The 26550-nt window shown below is 69.6% G+C and carries 32 protein-coding genes and 2 pseudogenes; 13 read left to right on the top strand and 21 right to left on the bottom strand.

What is annotated here, in order from left to right; genetic code table 11:
* Positions 1-8: 8 nt before the first annotated feature.
* Positions 9-545: a GtrA family protein gene (locus OG607_RS20965; RefSeq protein ID WP_405725421.1), complete on the bottom strand. Its 537-nt coding sequence runs from the start codon at positions 543-545 to the stop codon at positions 9-11.
* Between the two features lie 236 nt (positions 546-781).
* On the opposite strand from OG607_RS20965, the gene OG607_RS20960 reads away from it, so the two are divergent.
* From OG607_RS20960 to OG607_RS20940, 5 genes are all read left to right on the top strand, one after another.
* The gene (locus OG607_RS20960) at positions 782-1120 is read left to right on the top strand and encodes a helix-turn-helix domain-containing protein (protein WP_405725418.1); all 339 of its coding nucleotides are present in this window, start codon (positions 782-784) and stop codon (positions 1118-1120) included.
* A 9-nt stretch (positions 1121-1129) separates the two neighbouring features.
* Complete coding sequence (locus OG607_RS20955; protein ID WP_405725415.1) at positions 1130-1390, top strand: helix-turn-helix domain-containing protein; 261 nt, start codon at positions 1130-1132, stop codon at positions 1388-1390.
* A 252-nt stretch (positions 1391-1642) separates the two neighbouring features.
* Complete coding sequence (locus OG607_RS20950) at positions 1643-2080, top strand: hypothetical protein (protein WP_405725412.1); 438 nt, start codon at positions 1643-1645, stop codon at positions 2078-2080.
* A 294-nt stretch (positions 2081-2374) separates the two neighbouring features.
* Complete coding sequence (locus OG607_RS20945; RefSeq protein ID WP_405725409.1) at positions 2375-3331, top strand: YrhB domain-containing protein; 957 nt, start codon at positions 2375-2377, stop codon at positions 3329-3331.
* A gap of 106 nt (positions 3332-3437) precedes the next feature.
* The gene (locus OG607_RS20940) at positions 3438-4016 is read left to right on the top strand and encodes a DUF5919 domain-containing protein (protein WP_405725406.1); all 579 of its coding nucleotides are present in this window, start codon (positions 3438-3440) and stop codon (positions 4014-4016) included.
* Between the two features lie 37 nt (positions 4017-4053).
* Here OG607_RS20940 and OG607_RS20935 read toward each other — a convergent pair whose 3' ends face one another.
* On the bottom strand, positions 4054-5679 hold the full coding sequence (locus OG607_RS20935) for an MFS transporter (RefSeq protein WP_405725403.1): 1626 nt from the start codon (positions 5677-5679) through the stop codon (positions 4054-4056).
* 207 nt (positions 5680-5886) lie between these two features.
* On the opposite strand from OG607_RS20935, the gene OG607_RS20930 reads away from it, so the two are divergent.
* Positions 5887-6177, top strand: a complete 291-nt coding sequence (locus OG607_RS20930) for a hypothetical protein (RefSeq protein ID WP_405725400.1) — start codon at positions 5887-5889, stop codon at positions 6175-6177.
* Between the two features lie 43 nt (positions 6178-6220).
* Here the strand turns inward: OG607_RS20930 and OG607_RS20925 are convergent, their stop codons facing one another.
* Entirely contained in the window at positions 6221-6865 is a 645-nt protein-coding gene (locus tag OG607_RS20925) for a TetR/AcrR family transcriptional regulator (RefSeq protein ID WP_405725397.1), read from the bottom strand.
* A gap of 105 nt (positions 6866-6970) precedes the next feature.
* Positions 6971-7159: pseudogene (locus OG607_RS20920) on the bottom strand (TetR/AcrR family transcriptional regulator); the annotation flags it as partial.
* Positions 7160-7174: 15 nt separating this feature from the next.
* On the opposite strand from OG607_RS20920, the gene OG607_RS20915 reads away from it, so the two are divergent.
* Positions 7175-7696: an LmeA family phospholipid-binding protein gene (locus OG607_RS20915; protein WP_405725394.1), complete on the top strand. Its 522-nt coding sequence runs from the start codon at positions 7175-7177 to the stop codon at positions 7694-7696.
* Positions 7697-7733: 37 nt separating this feature from the next.
* On the opposite strand, the gene OG607_RS20910 is transcribed toward OG607_RS20915, so the two are convergent.
* A complete protein-coding gene (locus tag OG607_RS20910; protein WP_405725391.1) occupies positions 7734-8519 on the bottom strand; it encodes a hypothetical protein in 786 nt (261 codons plus the stop codon).
* 225 nt (positions 8520-8744) lie between these two features.
* On the opposite strand from OG607_RS20910, the gene OG607_RS20905 reads away from it, so the two are divergent.
* Positions 8745-9473 (top strand): DUF4232 domain-containing protein, encoded by a 729-nt coding sequence (locus tag OG607_RS20905; RefSeq protein WP_405725388.1) that lies wholly within the window; start codon positions 8745-8747, stop codon positions 9471-9473.
* 34 nt (positions 9474-9507) lie between these two features.
* Here OG607_RS20905 and OG607_RS20900 read toward each other — a convergent pair whose 3' ends face one another.
* The 4 genes from OG607_RS20900 to OG607_RS20885 form a co-directional block, all read right to left on the bottom strand.
* Positions 9508-10314, bottom strand: coding sequence for a Rieske 2Fe-2S domain-containing protein (locus OG607_RS20900; protein WP_405736938.1), 807 nt, complete (start codon positions 10312-10314; stop codon positions 9508-9510).
* Positions 10315-10658: 344 nt separating this feature from the next.
* Entirely contained in the window at positions 10659-11159 is a 501-nt protein-coding gene (locus OG607_RS20895; RefSeq protein WP_405725385.1) for a DUF6328 family protein, read from the bottom strand.
* Between the two features lie 44 nt (positions 11160-11203).
* Entirely contained in the window at positions 11204-11776 is a 573-nt protein-coding gene (locus tag OG607_RS20890) for a type 1 glutamine amidotransferase domain-containing protein (protein ID WP_405725382.1), read from the bottom strand.
* 112 nt (positions 11777-11888) lie between these two features.
* A complete protein-coding gene (locus tag OG607_RS20885; RefSeq protein WP_405725379.1) occupies positions 11889-12062 on the bottom strand; it encodes a CsbD family protein in 174 nt (57 codons plus the stop codon).
* 340 nt (positions 12063-12402) lie between these two features.
* Between OG607_RS20885 and OG607_RS20880 the strand changes: the two genes are divergently transcribed.
* The gene (locus tag OG607_RS20880; protein ID WP_405725376.1) at positions 12403-12945 is read left to right on the top strand and encodes a hypothetical protein; all 543 of its coding nucleotides are present in this window, start codon (positions 12403-12405) and stop codon (positions 12943-12945) included.
* A gap of 179 nt (positions 12946-13124) precedes the next feature.
* On the opposite strand, the pseudogene OG607_RS20875 reads toward OG607_RS20880, so the two are convergent.
* Both OG607_RS20875 and OG607_RS20870 read right to left on the bottom strand, forming a co-directional pair.
* Positions 13125-13592: pseudogene (locus tag OG607_RS20875) on the bottom strand (SRPBCC family protein); the annotation flags it as partial.
* Positions 13593-13669: 77 nt separating this feature from the next.
* On the bottom strand, positions 13670-14710 hold the full coding sequence (locus OG607_RS20870) for a cation diffusion facilitator family transporter (protein WP_405725373.1): 1041 nt from the start codon (positions 14708-14710) through the stop codon (positions 13670-13672).
* Positions 14711-14898: 188 nt separating this feature from the next.
* On the opposite strand from OG607_RS20870, the gene OG607_RS20865 reads away from it, so the two are divergent.
* A complete protein-coding gene (locus tag OG607_RS20865) occupies positions 14899-15225 on the top strand; it encodes a carboxymuconolactone decarboxylase family protein (RefSeq protein ID WP_405725370.1) in 327 nt (108 codons plus the stop codon).
* Between the two features lie 118 nt (positions 15226-15343).
* Here OG607_RS20865 and OG607_RS20860 read toward each other — a convergent pair whose 3' ends face one another.
* Both OG607_RS20860 and OG607_RS20855 read right to left on the bottom strand, forming a co-directional pair.
* On the bottom strand, positions 15344-15511 hold the full coding sequence (locus OG607_RS20860) for a hypothetical protein (RefSeq protein WP_405725367.1): 168 nt from the start codon (positions 15509-15511) through the stop codon (positions 15344-15346).
* A 45-nt stretch (positions 15512-15556) separates the two neighbouring features.
* Positions 15557-15739, bottom strand: a complete 183-nt coding sequence (locus tag OG607_RS20855) for a hypothetical protein (RefSeq protein WP_405725364.1) — start codon at positions 15737-15739, stop codon at positions 15557-15559.
* A 179-nt stretch (positions 15740-15918) separates the two neighbouring features.
* Here OG607_RS20855 and OG607_RS20850 point away from each other — a divergent pair, with 179 nt between their 5' ends.
* Together OG607_RS20850 and OG607_RS20845 are read left to right on the top strand one after the other, a co-directional pair.
* Positions 15919-18795: a SpoIIE family protein phosphatase gene (locus OG607_RS20850; RefSeq protein ID WP_405725361.1), complete on the top strand. Its 2877-nt coding sequence runs from the start codon at positions 15919-15921 to the stop codon at positions 18793-18795.
* A 243-nt stretch (positions 18796-19038) separates the two neighbouring features.
* Positions 19039-20826, top strand: a complete 1788-nt coding sequence (locus tag OG607_RS20845; protein ID WP_405725358.1) for an endo alpha-1,4 polygalactosaminidase — start codon at positions 19039-19041, stop codon at positions 20824-20826.
* A gap of 253 nt (positions 20827-21079) precedes the next feature.
* On the opposite strand, the gene OG607_RS20840 is transcribed toward OG607_RS20845, so the two are convergent.
* Together OG607_RS20840 and OG607_RS20835 are read right to left on the bottom strand one after the other, a co-directional pair.
* Positions 21080-21253 carry a CsbD family protein gene (locus OG607_RS20840; protein WP_405725355.1) on the bottom strand — a complete coding sequence of 58 codons (174 nt, stop codon included), beginning with the start codon at positions 21251-21253 and terminating at the stop codon, positions 21080-21082.
* Positions 21254-21306: 53 nt separating this feature from the next.
* Positions 21307-21447: a DUF5670 family protein gene (locus tag OG607_RS20835; protein WP_405725352.1), complete on the bottom strand. Its 141-nt coding sequence runs from the start codon at positions 21445-21447 to the stop codon at positions 21307-21309.
* Between the two features lie 238 nt (positions 21448-21685).
* On the opposite strand from OG607_RS20835, the gene OG607_RS20830 reads away from it, so the two are divergent.
* Positions 21686-22402 (top strand): ribonuclease BN, encoded by a 717-nt coding sequence (locus tag OG607_RS20830; RefSeq protein ID WP_405725349.1) that lies wholly within the window; start codon positions 21686-21688, stop codon positions 22400-22402.
* 31 nt (positions 22403-22433) lie between these two features.
* On the opposite strand, the gene OG607_RS20825 is transcribed toward OG607_RS20830, so the two are convergent.
* From OG607_RS20825 to OG607_RS20800, 6 genes are all read right to left on the bottom strand, one after another.
* Positions 22434-22574 carry a hypothetical protein gene (locus OG607_RS20825; protein ID WP_405725346.1) on the bottom strand — a complete coding sequence of 47 codons (141 nt, stop codon included), beginning with the start codon at positions 22572-22574 and terminating at the stop codon, positions 22434-22436.
* A 123-nt stretch (positions 22575-22697) separates the two neighbouring features.
* Complete coding sequence (locus tag OG607_RS20820; RefSeq protein ID WP_405725343.1) at positions 22698-23414, bottom strand: GAF and ANTAR domain-containing protein; 717 nt, start codon at positions 23412-23414, stop codon at positions 22698-22700.
* 54 nt (positions 23415-23468) lie between these two features.
* Positions 23469-24206, bottom strand: coding sequence for a GAF and ANTAR domain-containing protein (locus OG607_RS20815; RefSeq protein ID WP_405725340.1), 738 nt, complete (start codon positions 24204-24206; stop codon positions 23469-23471).
* Complete coding sequence (locus OG607_RS20810) at positions 24193-24864, bottom strand: GNAT family N-acetyltransferase (protein ID WP_405725337.1); 672 nt, start codon at positions 24862-24864, stop codon at positions 24193-24195. The genes OG607_RS20815 and OG607_RS20810 overlap by 14 nt, the downstream gene beginning before the upstream one ends.
* Positions 24861-25277, bottom strand: coding sequence for an STAS domain-containing protein (locus OG607_RS20805; protein ID WP_405725334.1), 417 nt, complete (start codon positions 25275-25277; stop codon positions 24861-24863). Before OG607_RS20805 ends, OG607_RS20810 begins: the two co-directional genes overlap by 4 nt.
* A 285-nt stretch (positions 25278-25562) precedes the next feature.
* Positions 25563-26537 carry a magnesium transporter CorA family protein gene (locus OG607_RS20800; RefSeq protein WP_405725331.1) on the bottom strand — a complete coding sequence of 325 codons (975 nt, stop codon included), beginning with the start codon at positions 26535-26537 and terminating at the stop codon, positions 25563-25565.
* Between the last annotated feature and the right edge of the window lie 13 nt (positions 26538-26550).

Raw genomic sequence — 26550 nt, 5'->3', positions numbered from 1 at the left:
CTGGTCTGTCAGTACTGGCCGGCGAGGGTCATCGGGCGCGGGAGATGGTTCAGCGCCCGCCTGCTGCCGGGGCTGACCGGGATGGGCGCCTGCTCCGTCGTGCGCTGGGTCCGGTCGCCGGCGAAGACGAACAGGCGCAGTACCAGGAAGCGTCCGATTCCGGCGAGCGCGGAGGCGCTGAGGTAGACGACTTGCTCACGCAGCATTCCGGGCGAGGGCTGGACTGTGTGGAGTATGAACATCGCTGTGCAGGTCACAGCGTAGGCGGCCGTGGCCGACCCCGCGGACTGCCAGTGCTGGCGCCATCCGGCGCGCTGCCCGGACCCGAAGGTGAAGCGGGCGTGTAGCTCCGTGCAGAGGATGGTCGAGGCGATGGTGATCAGCGCGTTCGCCATTGCCCACGGCATCAGCGTGGCCAGCAGCGCCACGGCGGGGCTGGAGGCGACCCCGACCCCTCCGCCGCACAGGACGAACCGCGCGAAAGCGGCCAGCGGACCGGGAGCTGCCAGGCTCCGGGGCGCCTCGTCCATGCTGGTCGCGTTCATGGGGGTTTCCTTCCGGAAGGGTGGGTTCGGGCTGTGAGCCGCTGGGGATCACCTGAGGTCAATGTTGGCAGACTTACTTAACTCACGCAACTAAAATGACTGCTTGACTTAGGCAAATATATCTGGGAGTGCGAGGACGTCGAGGTGAAGCGGGCCAGGCAGGCTAAGCAACTGCGTGAGGCGGAGCATCCGGCTGCCCACGACACGTACAGTCGAGAAGCACCCGAGGAGGAACGATGACCCACGCACGCTGGAAGCTGGCCCGTGAGCGGCAGCTGGCTGAGGGGTACACCGACCCCCCCGAGGCGACAGTGGAGCGCGAGCAGATCCGGCTTGCCATGGCGCTCGGCCAGCTCGTCTATGACCGGCGTACCGAACTGGGCTTTTCCCAGGAGGATTTGGCGCGCCGACTCGGTACCTCGGCCGACGAGGTCGACAGCATTGAGGTCGGAGGAGCGCTGCCGGTCACTTCGGACTTGCTGGCCCGGCTGGCTGCGGCCCTGGAGGTGGGCGTTGATGTGCACCTGGCTCCGTCGGGTGGCACTGCTGTGTCCTTCGACAAGCACGCCGCGTAGGGGCGCGCGGTGGACTATGCGCAACGTCTGGCTGACGGAGTACGCGAGAGGCGTCGGCAACTAGGCATTTCGCAAAGTGAGCTCGCCCGTCGGGCGGGCATGACTCAACCCGGGATCTCGCGCATAGAGCTGGGTGGCACCACCCCGACACTGCCGCTGCTCTCGCGGCTGGCTCAGGCGATGGAGTCCGACCTGGACATCCACGTTGCCCCCGAACGCGGCGAGGTCATCGTTCGCTTCACGCCGCGCCGGGCACAGGAAGCGGCCTGAACGGGACCCGGCTTCTGGCACGGATCTGGCACGAGCACTTGGGCAGGTCGAGTGGGGTCTGACGTCGCTTGGATGATGTCCCTCTCTCCTGCTTGCCGGAACAGATCGGACAGCTTCCGCCCGGTCGACACAGGGCAGCATGCCGAGGGTGTACGCCGGTGGGACCGGAGTCAGGGTGGCAAGTCGATCGACAGCCCTCTTCGTCATCGGAGACGATGTGAAGCCACTGATTGTGTTTTCGCAGGAGCCGTCATGTCGTCCAGAACCTCTGACATCGACTTCACCTTTAGGCGTGAGGTGACGGTACGTGGTGCGGTTGGCGCTCTGGCCGACGGAGGGTGGTCGTTGAAGGAGCCCCTCGGCATCTCGTATGTGGTAAACGACGACGACGCATACGACTGGCAGTCTACGAACCTCGACCGCGCGGCGGAGGTGTTCACGCTGCTGGACGCGCCCGAGAACCTGGGATGCCACGTTGGTGTCTGCGTCTACCACGCGGAGGCCGAAACGGGCGGTCAGCTTCTCTTCTTCCCAGGTCGTACGCGGTGCGCCTTCAGCCCGACCATCAACCGGCGAAGCCTCCCCGATGCGCCGGCATTCACCGATGTGTCGTGGTATCTCCAAGCATTGGTGAAACCCCTCCTGCCGATCGGCCTCCACAGCTACGAGGCCTGCGACATTGGGTTCTAACTCGCTGCTGGTTACGGCCTGTCCTGGTGTACAGCACCAGTTCGGAAGACACCCTACGCACCTTGCTGCTGGCCTGGGCCTCCGTCGGCCTGCGCAGGAGTGGTCTCTTCGCCGTGATTTCCCGCTGTTCCCCGTGCCGTGCCCTCCGTACGGGCACGCGGCGGGCGGGCACGGGTTCACTCGTAGACGCGGGCGGCACTGAGCGCCCGCGCGAAGAACGCAGAGAATTTCGCTGGCCAGATCAGGTGGCAAGTGTGGATGATCCGTCCCGTGAGGTTCGAGCGGGATGCTGCGGTGGGTGTGGTTGAGGCCTGGCTTGCGCGCGAGCGGGTGCTGGAGGAGCGGGCACATCGGTGGACGCAGGACCTGCAGGTGTCCGGCACGGAGGAGCACCCGCTGGGCTGGTTGGTCTTCTGCCAATCGGCCGAGTACATCCGCACTCGCGACCCGGGGCACATGCTGGGCGGCCTGGGCCCGTTCCTGGTTGATGCGGTGGACGGCAGCTTGCACCTGATCCCGGTCACGACCTATGTGAGCGACGCATGGCAGGACCTCTACCGGTACGACGTGAAAGGCCTCTCACGCCCAGACCCGGTCGCCGGCATGGTCCGCACCGTCCTGGACGCCCAAGGCACCGTGGCGGCGATGCGGGAACTGCGCCGACAGGCACCGGGGATGAGCATCGGTCAGGCCCGCGAATACGTCACTGCTCTCGCCTCCCACCAGACACCCTCTGCCGAACTGGCCGCGCTCACCCAGCCTCCGAAGGTCTGCCCGCCGCTGCCGATCACCACTCTGACCCTTGTTCCGGTGGCCGCCCAGCAGCTCGGCGTAGGCGCAGACGTGGCCCGGACCCTGGGCTACTACCGCGAACTGGTGCCTGGTGAGGAACGGGCCCCGAGCGTACTGCCGTTCCTGCGGGCCCACCCCGGCGAGGACGACCCCGCTCTCGTCTCCTATCTGCACGCGGGGACAGTCCTGGTGGCCACCGCCTCCGCAGCCAGGTGCCGCCTTGCAGCAGGCGCCCCGTCGCTGGGCAGTTGGGCGCTGCTGACCGACGGCACATGGTTCTGGCACAGCGACCTGGTCCACTACATCGAGCAGCACCACTTGCAGCTCCCGCCCGACTTCGTCGACCACGCGCGTAGCAACAGCTGGGCGCCCCCACAGGTCAGCCCGCAGCGCCTACGGGACCTTGAGCAAGAACTCATAGGAGATCAGGACTCCGACGACCCACCCTCCTGCAGCTGATACTGGTCAGAATCAGCCCAGGATTACGCCGCTGCTTCCGCTGGGTCCATCGGCACGGGCAAGCAATCGTGAGGACGCCTGCCGGGCGTTGGGAGTCGATGAAGAGATGTTGTGGCCCCGGGCAGTGAAGGACCGGATCAAGACCGGCAACGACCGTGAGCTGGTCCACTCATACCCATACCGGTCTGCCTGTCCTTCCACGGTGTGGGCTGAGCTTGTCGAGAACAGCGGCGAGGAACTGTTCCTGGCCGGGTACACGAATTACTTCTTCTGGACCCAGCTCCCCCAGTTCTCCGAGACGGTCCGCCGCAAGGCCGAGTCTGGATGCCGGGTCCGGTTCCTGCTGGGGGATCCCGCCGGGGAGGTCACACGGCAGCGCGAGACGATCGAGGACGTGGCGCTGAGCGTGTCCACCCGCATCCGGATCTCGCTGGAACATCTGGAGCGGCTCGGCCATCTGCCGGGGCTGGAAGTGCGCTACAGCAGTGTTGAGGACGCCGTGAACCACGTTTCCCTGTCGGTGTTCCGGTTCGACCGGGACGCGCTCGTGACGCCGCACCTGGCCCGGCTGGTGGGTCACGACTCGCCGCTGCTGCATCTGCGCCGCCAGAGCGCCGGGGGCATGTTCGACCGGTTCGCGGAGCACGCCGAGGAGCTGTGGAGCCGGGCTGTGCCGGTGGCGTGAGCTTCGGGGGCTCCGCGGGGCGGCGGCCACCGTGGCGTCACTGGACGGAGTCGGCGTACGCCTCGTCCCGGTCGGCTTCCGTGGCTTCCGCCGGCTCCTCCGGGCCGGGCTTTGCGGCACCCCGGCTGCCGGGCAGGACGGCGAGGACGACGAGGGTTCCGGCGGCCATGATGATGCCGCCGACGAGGCTGGTCTGGACGACGCCGTGGGCGAAGGCCTGGTGGACGGCGTCTGTGAGGGCCTGGGCCTGCTGGAGTCCGCCGGAGGGGTTCTTGGCGATCTGCTCGGCGACGGCAAGGCCGCCGCCGACGGAGTCCTTGGCGGTGTCCAGTGCGGCGGCCGGGAGGTGGCCGCCGACGAGGTCGGCCAGCTTGTCGCGGTAGGCGGTGCCCAGCAGCGAGCCCAGCACCGCGATGCCCAGGGAGCCGCCGAGTTCCAGGGCGGTGTCGTTGGCGCCGCCGCCGACGCCCAGTTCGCTCTCCGGGAAGGAGCCCATGATGGTGTCGGTGGCCGGGGAGACGCTCAGGCCGATCGCGAAGCCCAGGAGCAGCAGGGTGGGCAGGAAGTCGGTGTATGTCGAGCTCTTGTCGACCTGGGTGAGCAGGAACACGCCCACGGTGCCGATCGCCATGCCCGCCGTCACCATCGGCTTCATGCCCACCTTCGGGGTCAGCTTGCCGGTGAGGGCGGCGCCGACGAAGACGGCCCCGGCCAGGGGAAGCAGCCGTATGCCGGTCTCCAGGGCGTTGTAGCCGAGGACGAACTGCAGGAACTGGGTGGCGTAGTAGATCGAGCCGAAGGTGCCGAAGAAGAAGAACAGCACGGCGAGCATGGAGCCGCTGAAGGGGCGCTGCCGGAACTTGCGCACGTCCAGCATGGGCTGCGGGTGGCGCAGCTCCCAGGCCACGAAGGCCAGTAGGCCGACGCCCGCGACCACGGCGGCGGTGACCGGGCCGGCGCCCCATCCGAAGTGCGGGCCCTCGATGGTCGCGTAGACCAGGCTGCCGACGGAGACGATGGACAGCAGGCCGCCCACGTAGTCGATGCGGCCGGTGCCCTGTGCCTTGGACGGCGGGACCAGGGCCAGCGCGCCGATGGCGGCGACGACGGCGATGGGGACGTTGATCAGGAAGGTGGAGCCCCAGGCGTGGTCCTCCAGCAGCCAGCCGGCGACCAGGGGGCCGACGGCGATGGCCAGGCCGGAGGTGGCGGTCCAGGCGGTGATGGCCTTGGCGCGCTCGGCCCGCGGGAAGATCGCGACCAGCAGGGACAGCGTGGCCGGCATGACGACGGCGGCGCCGACGCCCATGATCGCGCGGGCGGCGATGACCAGTGCTGTCCGGTCGACCAGGCTGCCCATCACCGAACCGCCCGCGAAGATCACCAGGCCGGTGATGAGCGCGCCCCGGCGGCTGTACTTGTCGCCGATCGAGCCCAGCACCAGCATCAGGGCGGCGTACGGGACGGTGTAACCGTCGATGACCCACTGCAGGTCGCTGCTGCTCAGGCCGAGGTCCTTGGTCATGTCCGGTGCCGCGACGATCAGGGACGTGTTCGCCATGACCACGATCAGCAGGCTCAGGCAGAGCACCAGCAGGGCGAACCAGCGTCGTGGATACGGCCCGGTCATCTTCTCGACCGGTGTGTTGGCAAAGAGCGGCATCGGAAGCTCCTCAGGGTGAAGCGGCGCAGGAGAGCAGCGCGGGCACAGCCACGGGCACGGCACTGCGGGCAGTTGTTTGCCCATTGATGTGCAGATTAATTTATTGCCCATCGATGTGCAAGTAACTCCCACTCGCTCACGCAGGGACCCCGGACGGGTATGATCGGCGTGTAGTTTTGAACTCGTTCAAAAAAGGGGGAACGGATCATGCCTGACCTGGTCGTGTCCGACGGAAGCGACACACCCGCTGTCGCGCTGGGCCCCACCGCACTCGTCCTCGGCGCGTTCTCGGCCGTGGGCGCATGGGTGCCCGCGCTCGTGTTCGTCACGCTTCCATGGGCGCTCATGGCCGGAGCCCTTGCCGTCACCTTCGGCGCATGGGGCGTCCACCACGCCCGCCGCGGCGCCGGCCGCCTGTGGACCGCCGTTGCCGGAACCGCCCTCGGCGCCATCGGATGCGCCGGCACCATCACCCTGCTCTGGGCGCTCGGAGGCTGACTCCGGGTCTCAGCTGACCCCGAGTGTCAGCTGTCGGCGGGTGTCAGCTGTCCGCGGCGGCGGTCCGTAGCTCCGGCGCCATGCCCTCGACGACCGCGGACGCCTCCTTCTCCGGTACGCCCGCCGCGATCAGTGTGGCGACGGCGGTTCGCGTCCCGTCGTCCTCCCACGTCCCGGTGTTGACGCTCTCCAGGAGGGAGATGGTCAGGGCTTCCAGGGCGGAGCTGAGCACTGCCGCCGGCAGCCGGTCGTGAAACACGCCGTCGCGCTGTCCTCGCTCCAGGATGCCCGCGACCTCGTCGCGGGCAGGTGTCAGAGCCTCGGACACCCGTTCCGTGCCCAGGTCCTGGCGGGCGAGGGTGAGGAGCAGCCGGTAGCGGTCTCCCACGGACCAGGTCGACAGGACGAAGTGGGCGAGCGCGCGCTGGGGGGTTTCGGCTGCGCCCGGCTGCCGGGACACGGCTGCGCGCAGGGCCTCGGACGCCTCCTCGGCGAGGGCCTCCATCAAGGCCGCTCGCCCTGGAAAATGCCCGAAAAGCGTCCGGCGGACCACGCCGGCGGCCTGGGCGATCTCCTCCAGGGTCACGTCGGGGTTCCGGCCGAGTTCCTGTCGGGCGGTGGCGAGGATGCGGGCCCGGTTGGAGCGCGAATTGCTTCGCAATGGTTCACGAACCACGGGCTTGGACACGACACATCCTCGCGGGTGCAGGGGGTAGGGGCGGCCTTCGCGGGTAGGGGCGGGCCCTGTCGATTCTCCCACGGGGCTGAGCCACCCCAGGGGCGTCTCCGCTCGTCAGCCGAGGTCGGGGAGGGGGCGCCGGGCGACGTCGTGGGCGTCCTCCGGCGGGACGCCGAGCATGCGCAGCAGCATCTCGGCCAGGTTCGCGGCCGCCTCGTCGCCGTCGAGATCCGGGCGGGCGAACCGCAGTTCCAGGAGGGCCAGCAGGGATCCGCCCAGGGCGGACAGGGCGACGATCGGGTCGGCACCCTGCGGCACGTGGACATCACCGCGCACGACATCCCCGCCGACGGGTCCACCCGCCCCCTGCCGGTGACCGAACTCGACCTCAAGTTGTACGACTTGCGGAAGTCCGACGACGACAGCGAGGCGCGGGCCCGCAGCGCCGAAGCGGCCGCCCACCTGTCGTACACCGACATCTCCAGCGCCCTCGGCGTGGAAGTCTCCCAGGGCACCCGTCCCGGCCGGATCAGCGCAAGCCTCCAGCTGCCCCTCCTTGGCGAGACCACCGTGACGGCGACCGTCTCCGCGGTCTCCGGCAACCGCGTCGCCTTCACGGACTTCCAGGTGACGGGCGGCGCACTGCCCGGTGCGGGGCGAGCACTGTTCAACGAGATCTTCGAGAAGCCGATCCAGCTGCAGAACATCCCCGACGGCCTGCACCTGCGCTCGGTCACCACCACCGCCGACGGCCTCACCGCCCGCTTCTCGGGCCAGTCGGTCACCTTCCGGCCCGACAGCGCCTCGCGGAGCAACTCGGCACAGGACAGCTCGGCGTAGGGGACATGTGGGAGCCGCAGGCGGACGGCATCCCGGATCAGGAGTGACCGCTCCCTGCCCCCGTTGCTGTCCCGTCCGGTCCGCCCACCACGTGGGTGGGCGGGGCGTCGTCATCCAGGTCGCCGCGCAGGGCGGCGATGGCGAAGGCCACCATGGAGGCCAGGAGGAGCAGCGCGAGCGGTCCCCAGATGGCCGGGATCGCCCATAGCGGCCAGTCGTTGGCCGCCTGCGCCCAGAGCGTCAGGATGGCTGCGACGCCCATGCCGACGCCGTGCCGCCGCACCGTGGCCGCTGCTGCCGCGTGGCGCCGGTTGCCCGGAACGAAGAGTGGCCACAGCCCTCCGACCAGGGCGGTAAGGCCGAACGAGATGCAGGCGAGCGCGCCGCCGAGGCGGTCCTCGGGCCACTCCAGGGGCCCGGAGGACGTCTCCTGCCGCCGTCCGCCGGCGTCCCGTACCTCGACGACATGCCCGTGCCAGATCAGGCCGACGACCTTGTCGCCCGGCTCCATCTCCGACACCACCGGATCGGTTTGCTGGAACGTCACTTCCCACGGCTTTCCGGATGGCAGCAACAACTCCGCCTCCGGCGACGCCCGCTCGCCGCGGTGCGCGTCGGCCTTCCGTACGGTGAATTTCTGCTCCCACAGGCACCCCGACGCCTTCACCGGGACAGAGGCGCACGCCGGCGCGGCACGGAACTCCCGCTCTCGCTCCAGCGCTCCGCGGACCTCAAAGGCCGTCACCACCCCCATGACGAGCGCCACTACAGCGATCAGCAGCCACACCACGGTCTGTACTGCCTTGTGCTCCCCCGACCCCACCGTGCCTCATCACCTTTCCCGCGAACCCCCGCACGCGTATTTGAGCACACCGGCCGAGTGCAGTGTCACGGGCTCGTGACATTCCCCGTTACAAACGGGACAGACCCGCGACGGGCCCGTGACAGCGATCTCCGAACTTCCCCTCAGCCGGCCACATCGAACGGGGTGTCCGACAGAAAGCCGGACAGCGGACCAGAACACGGAACACAACCACTGGGGGACCCCATGTCGAACCGTCGCACGAACCTTCGCCTCCGCAAGAGCGCCGTGGCCCTGACGGGCGCCGCCGCCCTGATGGCTCTGCTCACCGCCTGCAACGGCACTGTGAACGGCACCATCAGCGACACCTCGCCGAAGCCCGCCACCAGCGACTCCGCCACCACAGGTGCCACCACCGGAGCCACCGGTGGTGCCACCACCGGCGCCACCAAGAGCGGCTCGTCGACCGCGGGCAGCGGCCAGGGCACCGCCAAGGGCTCCGACACAACGGGCAAGGGAACCGAGGACGGGGTTGGCTCCGGCGTCGACACCGGCAATGGTGAGCGGGTGCCGGTCGGCCAGAGCTGCGGCGCCAACGACATCACCTGGAGCACCAGGTCCGAGACCCAGGCCGGCGGATACATCCTGATCATCGCGAAGGCGAACCCGGGGATCACCTGTGTCCTGCCCGCCGCGCTTCCGACGGTGGCCTTCGGATCCGACGGCACCGAGGCGGGTCCCGCGGAGCAGGCCGTCGGCAAGCAGATCACGCTCAGTGGTGGCACCACCGCCTACGCCGGGGTGAACCCGAAGAGCACCGGGGGCAACGGTGGCAAGGAACTGGACACCATCATCGTCGCCGTCGGTGACGACGACGCCAATCCGGTTTCCCTGCCGGTCGGCACCATCACCGTCGAGGACCCGATCGTCACCAACTGGCACACCGCTGCGAAGGACGCCGTTCCCTTCAGCTGAACAGACCCGCAGCCGGCGGCCCGCTACGCCTCCGTCACCGGGGCGGCGTAATGCGCACCTCGACCTGGCCGTCGGCGGTGACGCGGCTGTCGAAGGCGGGCTGCGGGGACGTCGCGGGGCCGTGGAGGTTGGCGCCGTCGGAGAGCCGGAAGAGGCTGCCGTGCCAGGGGCACTCGACGCACCCGTCGAGGATCTTGCCCTCGGACAGGGGGCCGGACAGGTGGCTGCAGCGGTCGGCCAGGACATGCACCCGGTCCGCCTCGCCGTCGGGTTCCGGGATCACGACCACCAGCACGGGGACCTCGTCGGCCATGCGGCGGACCGGTTCCCCGGCGGGGAACTCGGTCAGGGCGCCCACCCGGTGCCAGCCGGGCTCGACCAGCCGCGGCACCGCCTCGGCGTGGTTGACGCCCGCGGCCTGCCGGTATGCGAGGTGGCCGCCGAGAATGCCGCCGACCGTGGCGACGGTGAGGCCGGTGAAGCCGAGCGAGCGTCCGAGGACCGGGCGGCCTTTGAGCCGGGCGGCGAGCGAGCCCGCGTACGCGGCGACGGCCGTGATGTTGGCGGCGGCGTGCACCAGGCCCACGCGGGCCTGCGGAGGCCGCTGCTCGGCCCAGTCCACCCACCCGGCCAGCGCCGCCGGCCCGGCGCCGGCCAGGCCAAGGGCGACCATCAGGCGCGCCGCACGGCTCTGGCCGGGCAGCAGGTCGAGCACCGCCGCCGATGTCCAGGCCCCGATGGGCACCTGCACCAGCGCCGGATGCATCGGATGGCCGATCCACAGCCCTCGCAGTACGTCCCGCCCCCGCCCCAGCGGCAGGGCCCGTACGGCGCGCCGCATCACGTCGGCGGCCCCGTCCAGCCACTCCTGGTTCTCCACTGCGTCCAGCGCGGCCGCCACGGGCGGGGCCACCGAAGCGTTACGGGGGCCGGGACTCTGCAATATCTGCGTAAGCCTCATAGGGTCCGGCTTTCTGTGCCTTGTCTTGGCAAACCATTACATTTCGGACCAGATGACCGGTGCGGCGTTCCCCAGTGAGATGTGCGCTGTCCCGGGCGCCGAGCCGGGGGGAGAAACCCGGCGCCCGGGACCCGCACATTCACGGCCGCTCAGCCGCAGTCATCGGGTGCCCTCCGGCTCGCGGCCAAAACCTGGCCACGAGCCGCAGATCCCCCGAGCCGGGTTCACCGCCTGGACGGGCGCGCACGGCGAGCCCATATCGGCAGAGCGAACCAGCACAGGGCGAACCACAGCACCATCCCGATGACCACCCACACGGCGAACGTGTCGTGCACGGCGATCCGGAGGATGAGCAGAAGGGACGACGCCATGGTGCACAGCAGGAGCACCAACCCGAGCACGGTCAGACGGGAAGCCCAGACCACCGTCTCGGGCTTCAGCCGCTTGCCGGTCAGCAGGCGGTGCATGGACACCGGCCCGATCAGCGCACCCGTGGTGGCGGCGCCCAGGATCACGGTCACCACATAGATGTTCCGGTCGGCGGCTGACAGTTGGGGGAAGCGTGCCTGGAAGACCACGGTGAGCAGGAACCCGAAAAGGATCTGCACGCCCGTCTGGGCAACCCGCAGCTCTTGCAGGAGATCGCTCCAGCGCCGATCGGCCCGCTCCTCAGCGGTCTCCTGCCGACCCCGGCCTCCCTCTGGGTCGCGAGTGGCGTCAGCCACGGCCGTCACCTGCCCTTCGGAAGAACGCGCCCCTCGGCCGTCTGCTACTGCTTCGGGCCTTTGGCGAATTCGGTCACCAGCGACTCGTCGAACGCTTTGAGATCGTCCGGCATGCGGCTGGTGACCAGGACGTTCGGGGCGTTGTCCCTGTCACAGACTCTGACCTGCTCGTCGACCCAGGTGCCGCCCGCGTTGCGGATGTCGGTGCGCAGACTGGGCCAGGAGGTGAGGGTGCGGTCGCGCACTGCCTCCGCTTCGATCAGAGGCCAGGGGCCGTGGCAGATCGCCGCGACCGGCTTGCCCGCGTCGAAGAAGGCGCGGATGAAGGCGACGGCCCTGTCGTCCGTGCGCAGGATGTCGGGGTTGGCCACCCCGCCCGGCAGCACGAGGCCGTCATACGCGCCCGGGGACGCCTCGGTCACGGTCTCGTCGACCGCGAAGGTGTCGGCCTTGTCCAGGTGGTTGAACGCCTGGACGCGTCCGCTCCGGGTGGACACCAGCCGTGGCGTCCCACCCGCCTCCTGGACGGCCTGCCAAGGATCGGTGAGCTCGATCTGCTCGACGCCCTCCGGAGCGACCAGGAAGGCCACCGTCTTGCCCTGGAGTGAGGTGAACATGCTCCGACACCGTCCTTCCGTAGGCGATCCTCCTCTTGGCCGCCTTACCGGACGGCCCCGGCCCAAACCCGGCCTCGCGGGCCGCCCGGTAAGGCGGCCGCCTTCGGTGGGTTCAGTGGCGGAAGGTGTCCTTGCCCTTTTCGACGGTCTGCTTGGCGTCGCCCTTGATCTGCTCCGCCTTGCCCTCCGCCTCCAGGCCCCTGTCACCCGTCGCCTTGCCCGTGGCCTCCTTTGCCTTGCCCTTCAGGGTCTCGCCCGTATTCCTGGCTTTCTTTCCGGCACCCATGTCCTTCTCCTTCCGGGATCCGTTCATGATCGGCTCGCAGGTGCTCAAGCAGTGTGAGGACCTGTCGGGGAACCGCGCCTGACGGGCGGCGCCGGCGGACGGCGCACCACCGCAATGGCGGCCGACCTCGACCCGCCACAGGGCATCACTAACATCCTCACACCGACGGTGAGCGGCTACAACGCGGGGACTGCCGTTTATCAACGCTGGTAGGCGAGCGCCCGGCGCGGGTGCAGGGCACGATGGAAGAACACGTCCGCGCCGCACGGCAGCCCGGCGCCCCTGCCCGAGCCGGCCACGCGGCGGCCCTGATCGGCCCACTCTTGTCGGAGGACACAACATGTCTCCTCAACTCCTGACGGAGCCCCTGGACGTCTATCTGAACGACCATCTGACGGGGGCGTTCGCAGGCACCGCGCTCGCCCGCCGCATGGCCGACACCCATGCCGACAGCCACCGCGCGGCCGAGCTGCGCCGCCTGGCCCGCGACGTTCAGCAGGACCGGGACGACCTCGTGCGGATCATGAACCGCCTCGGTGTGCCCGTACGCCACTACCGCACCTGGCTCGGCCTCGCGGGCGAACGGCTCGGCCGTCTCAAGCCCAACGGGACGCTGATGCACCGCTCCCCGCTGAGCGACCTGATCGAGCTGGAGACGATGCGCACCGGCGTCGAGGGCAAGACCGCGCTGTGGCGGGCGCTTCGCGCCCTCGCCGACAGCGACTCCCGTCTGGACCCTGACGAGCTCGACCGCCTGGCGGAGCGAGCTCGCGAGCAGGCCCACACCCTCAACAGGTGGCACCAGACGGTCAGCCCAGCCGTCCTGCGCCCCAATGGCGCCGCGACCGTCGGCCACGACAGTGGCTCGTCAAGGCCCCTGTGAGATCAGATCACGGAGAGTCACGCATGGCCTGTGTCGTCCGGGTCCACGGGACGCGAGCCGGGGGCCCGGTCCGAGGGAGTGCCGAACCGCGTGTCCTCGGGCGGGGGCGGCGCTCCTTCATCGGTCATGCGGGACTGCGGTGTCTCCCTGGGGGCATTTCCCGTGGACGGGCCGGCACCCGCACCCGCACTGCCGGGGGTGATCCGGCCACGCCAGCCGCCGCTCTCCTGTCCGCGCCCCTCGATGAAGCCCTTGAACCGCTTGAGGTCGCCCTTCACCTGCCGGCCGGGAACGCCCAGCATGGCGCCCGCCTTCTCGGCCAGGCCCCGGGGTTCGAGCTCCATGACCAGGCTGACCCGGGTGTGGGCGTCATCCAGCTGCTGGAACGTGACGACGCCCCTCTGCTGCACGTCACCGCCCATGGTGCGCCAGGAGATCCGCTCATCGGGCAGCTGGTCGACGATCTCGGTGTCGAACTCGCGCCGTGCACCCGCGACCTTCGTCGTCCAGTGGCAGTGCCGGTCGTCGGTCTGACGGACCTCCTCCACGCCGTCCATGAAGCTCGGGAAGTCCTCGAACTGCGTCCACTGGTTGTAGGCACGGTGCAGCGGGACGTCGACGTCTATGGATTCCTTCACTGTGCTCACAGCGTTCTCCTCCACACGATCAGGCCGGATAATCCGGGCAAACGGGTCTGGCCGACGCCTGCCCAGTGCACCGGGCCTCAATCCCGGTCACCGGTCGCGCCTCGCTGACGTGCGCCCCGGGCGCGGGCCCGGTCCTCCTGGGAGGCGTCGGTGATGTCCAGGAACACGCGGTCCACGGACGGCCATCGCTGCTCCACGGAGTCCTTGATCCGCTCGGAGACCACCTCGACCTCCTCGCTGTCCAGCCCGGGGACGAGGTCGATCCGCGCCGCCAGCAGGGTCGAGTCCAGGCCGAGCCGCATCGTGAGCAGCGCGGTGACCGTGTCCACTTCCGGCTGTCCGTCCAGGTGGGCCAGGATGGCCTGCCGGAGCTCGGGGTCCACCGCCTCGCCGATCAGCTGCTCGCGAGCGTCGCGACCGAGCCCGTAGGCGACGTAGACGAGCAGCGCGCCGATGCCCAGGGAAGCCCACCCCTCCCACAGCACACTCCCTGTGACCATGTGCAGGCTCAGCCCGGCGATGGCGGTCAGTACGCCCAGTACCGCCGTGCTGTCCTCGGCCAGCACCGTACGCAGGGCGGGGTCCTCGCCGCGCCGGAGCTGCCGCAGGAACCCGTGCCCGGTCCGCCGGGCCTGACCGTGCACCTGGTGCAGGGCCCTGACCAGCGACGTGCCTTCGGCGAGCAGCGCGACGCCGAGCACCGCGAGCCCCATGAGGTAACCGGTACGCGTCTCGGAGCCGCCGGAGCGTATGGCCTCGATGCCCTGGAAGAAGGAGAAGCAGCCGCCCATGACGAAGATGCCGACCGCCGCCAGCAGGGACCAGAAGTACCTTTCCTTGCCGTAGCCGAAGGGGTGGGCCGCGTCGGGGGCGCGTTTGCTGCGCCGCAGCGCGACCAGCAGGAACACCTCGTTGAAGCTGTCCGCGACCGAGTGCGCGGCCTCCGAGAGCAGCGCGGGAGAACCCGAGTACAGACCGCCCAGGATTTTGGCGACCGCGATGACCATGTTGGCGGCGAGCGCCACGAAGACCGTGACCCTGGTCCGCCCGTCCTCGCCGCCGCTCCTGCCCGCGCCGGGCGCCTGAGTTTCCCGCCCCCCTGTTCCTGTCCTGTCCACGGATGAGTCCCTCTCGCCGACCACCGGCACCTACCCCGCCCGACCCCGGTGAGTCATCCGTGCCCAGCCACGCGACGAGCGCTCCCAGCCGCCTCCTCGGACGATCCCCCGACAGGCAATCCGCAAGAAACGGACTTACGGTCGAGCAGTAGACGCTGCATCACGACACCAACAGGAGACGACCCGCCATGGCCACAGCATCTGAAACCCCGGTACTGGACACCCTCGCCGCGATGACCGTCGACTCGGTTGAGCGGTGCGGGCTGGCCCCGGACGTGTTCATGCTCACCCGCATCGCGGCCCTCGCCGCTTCGGACGCTCCGCCGATTTCCTACGTTGCCAACATCGACCCCGCCCTCCAGGCCGGCCTGACCGCCGAGCAGCTGCAGGACGTCCTGGTCGCCATCGCTCCCATAGTGGGCACAGCCCGCGTCATGACGGCAGCCGGCAACATCACCAAGGCCCTCGGCATCGCGATCGCCGTCGCCGACGCCGACGCCCAGGGCCGAGCGTAGGGACGCCGCCGGAAGTGCTTCGAGGTCGATCAGGCTCCAGCGGCCCGCCGCGGCTTTCACATCGATGAGAACGCCGCTCGCTCCGACGCGCAGACCGCGTCGGAGCAATGGGGGTGGGTCAAGGTTGTCCACCGTCCTTCGTCGGGGCGAAGAGGAGGATCAGGCCGTGCAGGACGGGCGTGACGTTTGCGGCGGTGGTCGGCGTGCGTCGTGCGGGGGCGGGGGTGGCGTGTGCCGGTCGACCGGTGCGGGATTCCTTGGTCGCTGCGGTGGTGGTGTGCGGCATGGGAGACGCTCCTGCGAGTCGGAGGGATCGGAGGACCGGAGAGGGTCAGGCTCGCTGTCCGCGGCTGCGGAGGAGGCCGGTGCCTGCGCCGAGGGAGACGATGCCCATGCCGGCGCTGGTCATCAGACCCTGTGTGCCGTCGATGGCGAAGGGTGCGACTGCGGCGACAGCGAGGTTGAACAGGAACAGGAACCACAGGGCGGGGCGGGAGGAGAGGAGCGCCTTCATGGGAGTTGCCTTTCGGGGAAGCGGGGCTGCTGATTTCCTTACTTGAGTTAGGCAACCACATCAGGCTTACTTGAGTCAAGCAACGTTTTTGAGGAGGGTGTCTGCCGTATTGACCGGTGTGCTGTTCACGGTCAGTATGCGACTTCACCAGCAATGCGGATCTTCTGTACATTATGGACATGAAGGGGCGGCTGAACATACTCCGTGCCATCGATGACGGCTTGCCGTTGACCGAGGCCCTGCGTCTCGCTCTCGAGCACGCCGTGGCCGAGCTCGGCGGGGTGGGCGGCATGATTCATGTGCGCCGGCTCGGCGGCCTGCGCGGCCTGCGCCTGGTGGCGAGCAGCAACCTGCCGCCGGCGCTGACCGGCCCCTGGGAGCGCATCGAGGATGACGGAGACTGGCCCCCGGCCCACGCCACGCGGGAAGAGGCCCGTGTCTGGCTGCCCGCACTCCCGCCCGACGGACCCGGCCTCGGGACCGCCGACGCCGCGGGTTCCGCAGGCGGTGCCGCCGCCGTCCCCGTGCCCGGCCCGGACGGCCCGCTGGGTGCGCTCACCGTCCTGACCACCACCACCCGCGAGCCCGACCCCGAGCAGTGGGCCTTCCTCGACGCTGTCGCCGCCTGGGCCGCCTCGCGGATGAGTCGCCCGCTGACGCCCGCGCCTGCGTCACCGCAGGATCAGCCGGTCGCCGGGGGCGGGGGAGGACTGCGGCAGGCGCTCAAGGCCGTACGCGTCGGCTCCTGGGAGTGGCGCATGGGCACCGGAGAACTGGTCCTGGACGAGTCGGCAATGACCGTGCTCGGCATCGATCCGGAGACGTACGACCGGCGGACGGAAACCTGGCTGGGCCTCGTCCACCCGGACGACGTTCCCTTGGTGACGACAGAGGTCGACAAGGCGGTGCGCGACCGGAGCCTGTACGGCACCGAGTACCGGGTGAACCGCCCGGACGGCACGACCGGCTGGGTGCAGGTGCGCGGCCGGGTGAAGGTGGACGACGCGGACCGGACGGTCGGCATGGTCGGTACGGTCTGGGACACCACGGAGTCCCGAAGTGCTCATGACGCGATCAGCCGCGCCCTGCGTCACATGAGCGACGGCTTTCTCGCCCTGGACCAGCAGTGGAGGATCACTTTCGTCAACGCGGAGGCGGAGCGGGTCCTCGGCTGCGGCCAGGAGCTGATCGGCCGCACGGCGTGGGAACTCTCCGCCGCTCTCCAGGTCCCCGGTCTCCGGGCGCTCTGCGAGGAGACGGCCGCCCGGTCCACGCCCACCGGCCTGGACGTCCTGGCCGGGGGAACCGGACGCTGGTACCACATGCGGCTGGTCCCCCTCCCCGACGGCCTGGCCTTCTACTTCACCGACGTCCACGACAAGCGGATGCGGGACGCCGAGCGCGAGGCGGCCGCGCGCGCCGAGGTCGAGCGGGCCGCCCGTATCGCGGAGCTGACGGCTGCGCTCGCCAGCGCGACCGGCTCGGCGGGCGTGGTGGACGCCGTGGCCCGGCACGTACTGCCGCCGTTCGGTGCGGCCGGGCTGGTCGTACAGGCCATCGAGAACGACCGGACGCAGGTCGTCGGCAGCCTCGGCTATCCCCGGGAATTCCTCGACCGGCTAGACGACCGCCCCCTCTCGGAGCGCGGCGCGGCCATGGACGCCCTGCGCCTGCGAACCCCGCAGTTCATCTCCTCGCCGGAGGAGTACGTCGCGCGCTACCCCCCGCTGGCCGACCATCCTGAGGCGGGAGGCAAGAAGGCCTGGGCGTTCCTGCCGCTGATCGCTTCGGATCACCCGATCGGGGTGTGCGTCATCTCCTTCGACCGGCCGCGCCGCCTCACCGGTGAGGAGCGCACGCTCCTGGTCGCGATCAGCGGCTTCGTCGCCCAGGCGCTGGAACGTGCCCGGCTCTTCGACGCCGAGCACACCCGAGCCCAGGAACTCCAGCGCGGCCTGCTGCCACAGGCGCTGCCGTCGCTGCCCGCCTGCACCGCCGCCGCCCGCTATCTGCCGGCCGGTCAGGGCATGGACGTCGGCGGCGACTGGTACGACATCATCCCGCTCTCCGGCGAGCGGGTCGCTCTCGTCATCGGCGACGTGATGGGCCACGGCCTGCCGGAGGCAGCCACCATGGGGCGGCTGCGCACCGCCGTACACACCCTCGCCGAGCTGGACCTGCCCCCGGACGAGATCCTCGCCCACCTCAACGACATCGTCTCCGGGCTCGGCGACGACTCGTACGTCACCTGCCTGTACGCGGTCTACGACCCCACAACCGCCATCTGCGCCTTCGCCCGTGCCGGGCACCCGCCGCCCGCCGTCGTCCTCCCCGACGGCACCGTCGACTTCCCCGATGCGGCTCCGGATCCCCCACTGGGCGCCGCCGACCCGCCCTTCGAGAGTGTCGAACTCGCGCTGCCGGACAACAGCCTCCTCGTCCTCTACACCGACGGGCTCATCGAGTCCGCCAGCCGCGACATCGACGCCGGCATGGCCCATCTCGCCCGGCTGCTCGCCCAGGACCGCGGCAGCGATCTCGACGTCCTCTGCGACACGCTGACCGCCGGCCTTCTCCCGGCCCAGCAACAGTCCGCGGACGACGCGGCCCTGCTGGCCGTCCGCGTACACAGGCTTCCCCCCGAGGCGATCGCCGCCTGGCCACTGCCCATGCTGCCCCAGGCCGCGGGCGAGGCGCGCAAGCTCGTCCGTGAGCAACTCTCGCAATGGCGCCTGGACGACCTGGCAATGACCACGGAACTGCTGGTCAGCGAATTGGTGGGCAACGTCGTGCGCTACGCCAAGGGCCCGGTGCTGCTCCGCCTGCTGCACAGCCGCACCTTGGTCTGCGAGGTCTCGGACGGCAGCCTCACCACCCCCCGGATCCGCCGGGCGTCGGAGACGGACGAGGGCGGCCGGGGCCTGCAACTGGTCGCGGCTCTGTCGCAGCGGTGGGGCGCGCGGTACACCGCGACGGGCAAGTGCATCTGGACGGAGCAGGCCCTGACCGGCCCCGACTCGCCGGATGCCCTGCTGTCCGTCCTGGAAGCGGCATGAAAGCGAACAGTCTGCCGAGCACCGATGGCAGTTGGAGGGACGTCACCCGGGAAAGTGCTTCGGGTGCTCATTCCTTCGTCTCGGCATCGCCCGCCCGCACAGCCTCGTCCTCGCCGGACAAGCCGAACTGCGGCAAGCGACCGGCCCTATCCACCGGGACCCAGAGATCATGTTCGGGACAGCCTTTAGTCTGATGCCCTGAACGGCTTTTCGAAGCACGGCACATGGGAAAGGTGACCGGTGATGCCGCTGAGCCCCGGAGATTTGGAGTCCATAGGCGGCTATGCGCTGGTCGACCGGCTCGGTAGCGGCGGCATGGGCGTCGTCTTTCTGGGCCGCTCGGCCTCGGGACGCCAGGTCGCGGTCAAGGTCGTGCACGCGCAGTACGCGCAGGACGAGGAGTTCCGGACACGCTTCAGGCAGGAGGTCGCGGCGGCCCGCCGGGTGAGCGGGGCATTCACGGCCCCCGTGGTGGACGCCGATCCGGACGCCGTGCAGCCGTGGATGGCCACGCTGTACGTACCGGGCCGCACGTTGTCCGACACCGTTGCCAAGGGCGGCCCGCTGCGCGGACACGAGTTGCGCGCGCTCGCGCTGGGCCTTGTCGAGGCGCTGCGGGACATCCACCGGGTGGGTGTGGTGCACCGTGATCTGAAGCCGAGCAACGTCCTGATGGCCGAGGACGGACCCCGCGTCATCGACTTCGGCATCTCGCACGCCGTCGACAACCAGGCCCTCACCGTGACCGGGCGATTGATCGGCACCCCGCCGTTCATGTCTCCCGAGCAGTTCACCGCGCCGCGGGATGTCACCGCGGCCTCGGACGTCTTCTCGCTGGGGTCGCTGCTGGTGTACGCGGCCACCGGCAACCGCCCGTTCGACGGCGCCAGCCCCTATTTGACGGGCTATCAGGTGATGTACGAGGCGCCGGTTCTGGAGGGAGTCGCCGAACCGCTCCGGAGCATCGCCGAACGCTGCCTGGACAAGGACCCGGCCGCCCGGCCCGAACTCGCCGAACTGCACCGTATGCTCCTGGCGCTGCCCGATTCCGCCGCTCCGGTCGTGTCGGTCGTGCCGGGAGTGGCCGACTCCGCGGAGACCACCCGCCAGGTTTCCCATGCAGGCCCCGTTCAGGGAACGGAAGGTACGGACAGGACCCGACCCGGTCACGGACGTCGAGGGCGGCGCATCCTCGTCAGCCTCGCCGCAGCGCTGGCCGTCACCGGACTGAGCATCATGGCGGTGAGAACCGGATCGCACCAGAACAACACATCCCAGTCGTCCACCGCGCCCGCGTCCACCGTGCCTACGTCCGCCGCCACGGTGACGCCACCGCCGAAGCACGTGCGGTGGGACTACCAGGTCGGCGGCGCGTATACCCCGCCCACCGGTGTGCAGGTGGTCAGTCGCAGCCACGAGGACCCGGCCGCGCCGGGTGTCTACAACATCTGCAATATCAACGCTTTCCAGGCACAGGAGGACGCGGAGGGCGACTGGGACCCCGACCTGCTGCTGCGCGACGCCAACGGGGATGTCGTCTACGACGAGGACTGGGGCGAGGCGGTCCTGGACATCCGCACTGACGCCAAGCGGCAGCGCATCGCTGCCAAGGTGAACGCCTGGATCGACGAGTGCGCGGCCAAGGGGTACGAGGCTGTCGAGCCCGACAACTACGACACGTTCACCCGCTTCCCGAAATACCTCGCGGCAGGCCAGGCCAAGGCGTTGATGAAGCTGCTGTCGGTGCACGCCCACGAGAAGGGGCTGGCCATCGCCCAGAAGAACACCCTTGAGCTCGTGCCCGACCGTGCGTCCGTGGGTCTGGACTTCGCCGTGGTGGAGGAGTGCGGCGAGTGGAACGAGTGCGGCGAGTTCGCCAAGGCGTTCGACAACAACGTGCTCGTGGTCGAGTACACGGCGAAGGGCCTGTCGGATGTGTGCTCCGGCTGGAGCAGCACACTGAGCATTGTCCGCCGCGACCAGTTGATCGTGTCCAAGGGCACGAGCGGCTACCTCCGCCAGACCTGCTGACGCCTCGTCCGGGCCTACACGGCGGCCACCCCTGTAGCTCCGCGCTTACCTCCGGCCAGGTGCTGGTGGGCCTCGCGGTACGGGCGGCGATGCGGCGCTTCCTGCGGCAGCTGGACACCGCCGCCATGGGCCGCCGGGTGATGCGACGGCGGTTTCTCCTTCGCGTCGGCGCGCTGGCGCCGCCTGCGAGCGGTCGCCCGGGGTCACCCGCCACGGCCCGGGTGCGTGCCGGGTGTCACCCGGGCGGTCGTGGTCACCGCTTGAAAGCGGCCTTGGCCTTCTCGCCGGACTGCTTGAGGTTTCCCATGACCCGGCCGGCCCTGCCTTCCCTCTTCAGTCGCTGGTTTCCGGTGGCACGGCCGAAGCCTTCCTTTATCCTGCCCTTGACCACCTGCGTCTTGCTCTTGAACTTCGTTCCGAGGCTCATGGCTCTCCCATTTCGCTGGTCTCGTTTGCTGGAGGGGGGTGTACCGGCGTCGGTCAGTGGCTCCGGCGGTGGCGGGCGAAGCCGAAGAGCCAGACGACCAGGAGTACGGCTGCGGCGATCCACAGCATGTGCGTGGTGAAGCCGAACCCGAACAGAACCAGGGCCAGCAGAAGGAGAAGAATCCAGAGGATCATGACCGGGCCTCCACATGGTCACAGGGAGATTCCCTGTATTCCGCGGGGTCCGGGCGAAACGGAACGGGGCGCGTCTCCCGGACATTCCGGAGCGTCATAGCCCTACGCCGTACTTGTCAGTGAACGCCGGATACCGGTGCCTGTCAACGGACCGGGAATACTGGTGCTTTCCGGGCCTGGGGCCTGGGGTCGTCGCGCCCTCGCGCGGCGACGTCATCGATCGTGGTAGTCGAGAGCCATGTCGATGAAGCCATCCAGTGCGGCGGGCCGTTCGTCTCTGCTCGGACGGCTGCGTCGCGTGATCAGCCATTCGCCGGCCGGACGCGGGCGGGGCTTCGCGCAGTGGCTGGGGGAAGGACTCGGCGTGTCGGCGGCCTCCAGAGAGCAGGTCGAGCTGCTGTTCACCCGGCCTGGTCAGGCCCTGCGTACCACGACCGTGTTCGGCATCGTGGTCCTCGCTGCCTTCGGGCTGACCTTCGGGGCGGCGGTGCAGGCCGGCTACGAGAAGATCTGGAATCTGCCGCCGGCCCGCTGGTGGGCCGGGTGGCGGCATGTGGTGTGGCTCGGCGTGCTCACCGGCTATCTCTTCGTCTCCGCGACCACCACGCTGCGACGCGAGTCCCCGGCCGGTGCGTTCGCCGCGACGGTGAGCGCCGTCCTGTTCTTCTGGTGGTCCCAGCGCCTGCTGCTCGGCGGGCGGGTCCGCTGGCGTGCGCTGTTGCCCGGCGCGGTCGCCACCATGATGGGACTGCTCGTTCTCAGGGTCTTCTCCCGGCTCGTCTTCTCCCCACTGATCGCATCCAACGCCGTCACCTACGGCGCCATCGGCACCGTCCTGGTCCTCCAGTCCTGGCTGGTCGGCGTCGGCCTCTTCGTATTCGGGGGCGCCCTGGTCGGCCGAGTGGTGCACGAGGAACTCCCGCGCGTGGCACGTGCACTGAAACGTCGGGAATGAGATGCGCACCCCTGACGGGACTGGGCGTTCGTCAACGGCTCTGGCAGGTACGGCCGAAGCCGAGGATCCAGATGAACACCAGGGCGGCCGCACCTGTCCACAGGATGTGCATGGTGATGCCGGCGCCGAACAGCACCAGGATCAGCAGGAGGACAACGATCCAGAGGGTCACCGGCCGGGCCTCCACAGGGTCACAGGGATGACTTGCCACGCTGCCGGGGGCCGGAGCCGCGTTCTCACAGGGCTCCTGCCCGCATGGCCCGAGAAGATGCCGGGCGACCTCTGGCGCGGGTGTTCAGGCTACGAGGCCGTTGAGGGGTTCGGTGCCGTCGATGAAGCCCCGGGCGAGGTCGGACAGGCGGCGGTTGTGGGCGCGGGCGTAGGCGCGTAGCGCGGTGAAGGCTGTTTCCATGTCGATGTTGAGGCGTTCGGCGAGTTTGCCCTTGGCCTGTTCGATCAGCACGCGGCTGTTCAGGGCAGTCTGCAGCTGTTCGTTGAGGACGTTGCTGCGGTGGGTGGAGCGCTGTTGCAGGAGGCTGATGGTGGCGACGTCGGCCATGGCCTGTGCGATGGGGGTGTCGACCGGATTGAAGGGGCCGGTGCTGGTGCGGAAGAGGTTGAGGGCGCCGACGACCTCGTTGCGCAGCCGCATCGGATGGGCTTGGACCGCCGCGTAGCCGCTTTGGTGGGCCTGTGCGACGAAGCGCGGCCAGCGGTCGGTCTCGGTGGCCAGGTCGGGGACGGTGACGGGGGTGCCGTGGTGGAAGCACTCCAGGCAGGGGCCTTCGTCGTTCTGGAGCTGGAAGAGCTCCAGCAGGCGTACGCGCTCGTCGGAGGCGGCCATCACGCGGAGTTCCCCGTTGAGGTCGGCGAGGAGCACGCCGGCGGCGCTGACATCGAGCATGTCCACGCAGCGGTCGGTGAGCAGGCGCAGGAAGTCGATCAGGTCGAAGTCGGCGACGAGGTTGTCCGCCAGTTCGACGAACGTCCTGGAAAGGAGCTGCTGGTTCATCGTGCACATCCTTTTGGTGGGACTGGTTCCGTCGGGGAGGGGCGGGACGTGCGGTCAGTTGTCATCGTCGCTCCGGTCTGTGCCCGTGTCCGGGGGAAAGCGGAGACGGCGGGCGACCACGTCGGCGGCCACGTCGGCGAGGCGGCGGCCATGGGCGTAGGCGTGGGCGCGCAGCCGGACGAAGGCCTCTTCGAGGCCGACGCCGAGTTGTTCGGTGAGCATGCCGGTGGCCTGGTCGATCTCGGCCCGGTACCCGCCCAGGTCCGCCAGGCCTCCGTCGTGCGGCCCGTCGGTCCCGGCATCGAGCAGTACCAGGGTGGCTGTGTCGGCGAAGGCCATCGCATCGGCCAGCTCTTCGGTGTCCAGTCCACCCGGCGAGGTGGCGTACATGTCGAGGACGCCGGGGCTGATCGCCCCGATCTGCAGGGGGAACGCGAAGACCGCCCCGGCGCCGGCCTCGGTGGCGGCGGGGGCGAACACGGGCCAGCGTGCGAATGCTTCATCGGTCCGCAGGTCGGGCGTCAGAACGGCCAGCCCGAGGGCGAAGGCATCCACGCATGGTCCCTCGCCGAGCGTGAGCTGCAGTTCCTCCAGCTGCTCGCTGACGTCGTCGGTGCTGCACAGGGGGTGGCTGACGGCGGTCCGGGACATCGCCGACACCCCGGCCCCGCCGACCGGCAACGCCGCCACCGCCGCGGCACACACATCCACCACGCCGACCCGCGCGCCTCGGCGGGCCGCCTGCTCGGCCACCAGCCCCTGGATCCGGGCCGACCGGCTACCAGCCGTCACCGGGCACACCTGCCGCCCGGTCGGTCGTCGGGTGATCCTGCCGGCTCATCATCCCTGCTCTCCCTGAGGCTGTTGAATCCGTGCGCTCTGCGAGGGGAAGGACCAGCGCCCGCAACACGGTGGGGCCCGGCGGCCGGTAGACCACGCCGATGTCGCGCCATCCCCACGACCGGAACCCGGCACAGGCCGCACGATTGGCCCGGCCCACCAGGGTCGCGCCGAGCGACGCCCGCTGGTCGGCGAAGAGCCGCTCCTGCAGACGCCCGGCCAGGCCGCGGTTCCGCACGGTGGGATGGACCACCATGCCGGTGATCGCGAAGACCCGCCCGGACGTGGCGAACTGTCCGACCTCTTGCGGAAGTACGCTACGGAACCCGCTCCACCAGTCGCCGTCGCGCCGCACGGGGAATCCGGACGCGAACCCGACCAGCGCCGGCGACTCCAGCGCCGGCGACTCCAGTGCCGGCGACTCCGCGACCAGCATGGCGAACCCCGGGTGCCGGAGGTCGCCCGCCAGACGGTGGAGGAAGTCCTTCCGGCCGCGATGCTCCCAACCGGACGCCGTGGCACAGGACTCCACGTACAGGTCCGCCAGGTCCTCCCGCAGGTGCTCGGCCTGCCAGCGGCTCAGCCCGCGCAGGCGCACCCTGCGGTTCACCACACCGCACCTCCGCTGAAGGCGAGTGCGACCGCAGTGCGCTGGTCCGGCGTCTGGTGGCCCGGCGCGGTGTCGGCGAGGGGGTCGGGAAGGCTGAGGAAGAGGGATCCGCTGCCGGTGACGGCGAAGAGCTGCTCCACGGCCGGGCTGGGGTAGTGGAGGCGCAGGTATCCGCCGGTTCCGGCGGTGCGCAGTGCGGCGTAGAGGAAGGCGTTGAGGCCGCTGCAGTCGCAGAAGGTGACGTGGGTGAGGTCCACGTCGATGGCGCGGATGCCGTCGTGCAGGCACCGCTCGAGCGTGGCGCCGAGCAGGGGTGCTGTGTCCAGGTCGATCTCGCCGGACAGGGCGATCAGTGCGTGGCTGCGTCTGTCGTGCCGTAAGACGTGCAGGGCGGGTGGGACGGTCGTGGGCATGGCGCCTCGGTTCACGGGACCGGCCGGGTTTGCCGGTGCGGTCGCACTGTTGGGTGGCAGGTGAATGACCTATCCAGCAGCCGGTGTTCCGGGGCGTAGGACCCAGCCGGTTCCCCTCGGGGATGCCGCTTTTCGCGGCATGTGTGCCAAGCAGCAACTGGCCGTCGGGGTCTGGGACGTCCGAACAGCAGCGTAGTCCCGGGGCCGGTCGGTTGGTCGGCCCGGAGGAGAGCGATCAGGATGTTTACACGGCGGTGCCGGGCCGCGACGCCGGCTCCACGGCCGTCACAGCCAGTCCTTGCGTTTGAAGGTGACGTACAGCAGCACGGAGAGGATCACGATGGCGGCGGTGGAGGCGATGAATCCCGACTGGTGGGCGAAGCCGGGATAGGGGAGGTTCTGCCCGTAGAAGCCGGTGATGGCGGTGGGAACGGCGATGATCGCGGCCCAGCTGGTGACCTTTTTCATGATCAGGTTCATGTGGTTGGACTGCACCGACAGGTTCGTCTCCATGGCCGACTCCAGCATGTCCCGCACGGACTCGGTCTGTTCGGTGGCGCGCAGCACGTGGTCGTAGACGTCCTGGTAGTACGGCAGGAGCGGCTCGGTGACCACGTGGAGGCCGGGGCGCATCAGTGTGTTGACGACCTCACGCATCGGAAGGACCACGCGGCGCAGGCGGACCAGGGATTTGCGCAGTGCGTACAGGCGCCGGTGCACGGTCCGGATCTGCCGTCGTCCTTCTTCGAAGAGCAGGTCCTCAAGCCCCTCGATGCTGTCGTCGAGTTGCTGTACCGCGGCGAAGTGCCCGTCGACGACGTGGTCCAGCAGGCCGTGCAGCAGGAATCCGACGCCGTGCCCGGCCAGGTCCGGGCTCTGGTCCCAGCGGGCGACGACGTCCTCGACAGGGAACCCGTCGTCCTTGCGGACGGTGATCATCGCCTGGGTGGTGAGGAAGGCGGAGATCTCGCTGGTGGACAGGGCCGCGCTGTCCGGGTCGATGGTGACGGCGTAGACGCTGAGGAACTCATGGGTGCGGTAGCGGTCGAGTTTCGGACGCTGCCCCTGGTGCGCGGCGTCCTCCAGGGCCAGTTCGTGGATCCCGAACTCCCGGCCGACCATGGCGAATTCCTCCGGCCCGGGCCGGAGCAGGTCCAGCCACACCACCGACGACGGATCGGCGAGGTGCTCGGAGATGTCGTCGGCGGGGAAGTCTTCCAGGACCAGGGTGCCGTTGCGGTACAGCCGGGTGCGCGCCATGCCCCGAGCCTAG

The organism is Streptomyces sp. NBC_01537 (assembly GCF_045040445.1).
Taxonomy (GTDB): domain Bacteria; phylum Actinomycetota; class Actinomycetes; order Streptomycetales; family Streptomycetaceae; genus Actinacidiphila.
The sequence above is the reverse complement of the archived record's forward strand: the minus strand, read 5'-3'. Positions and strand labels throughout refer to the sequence as shown.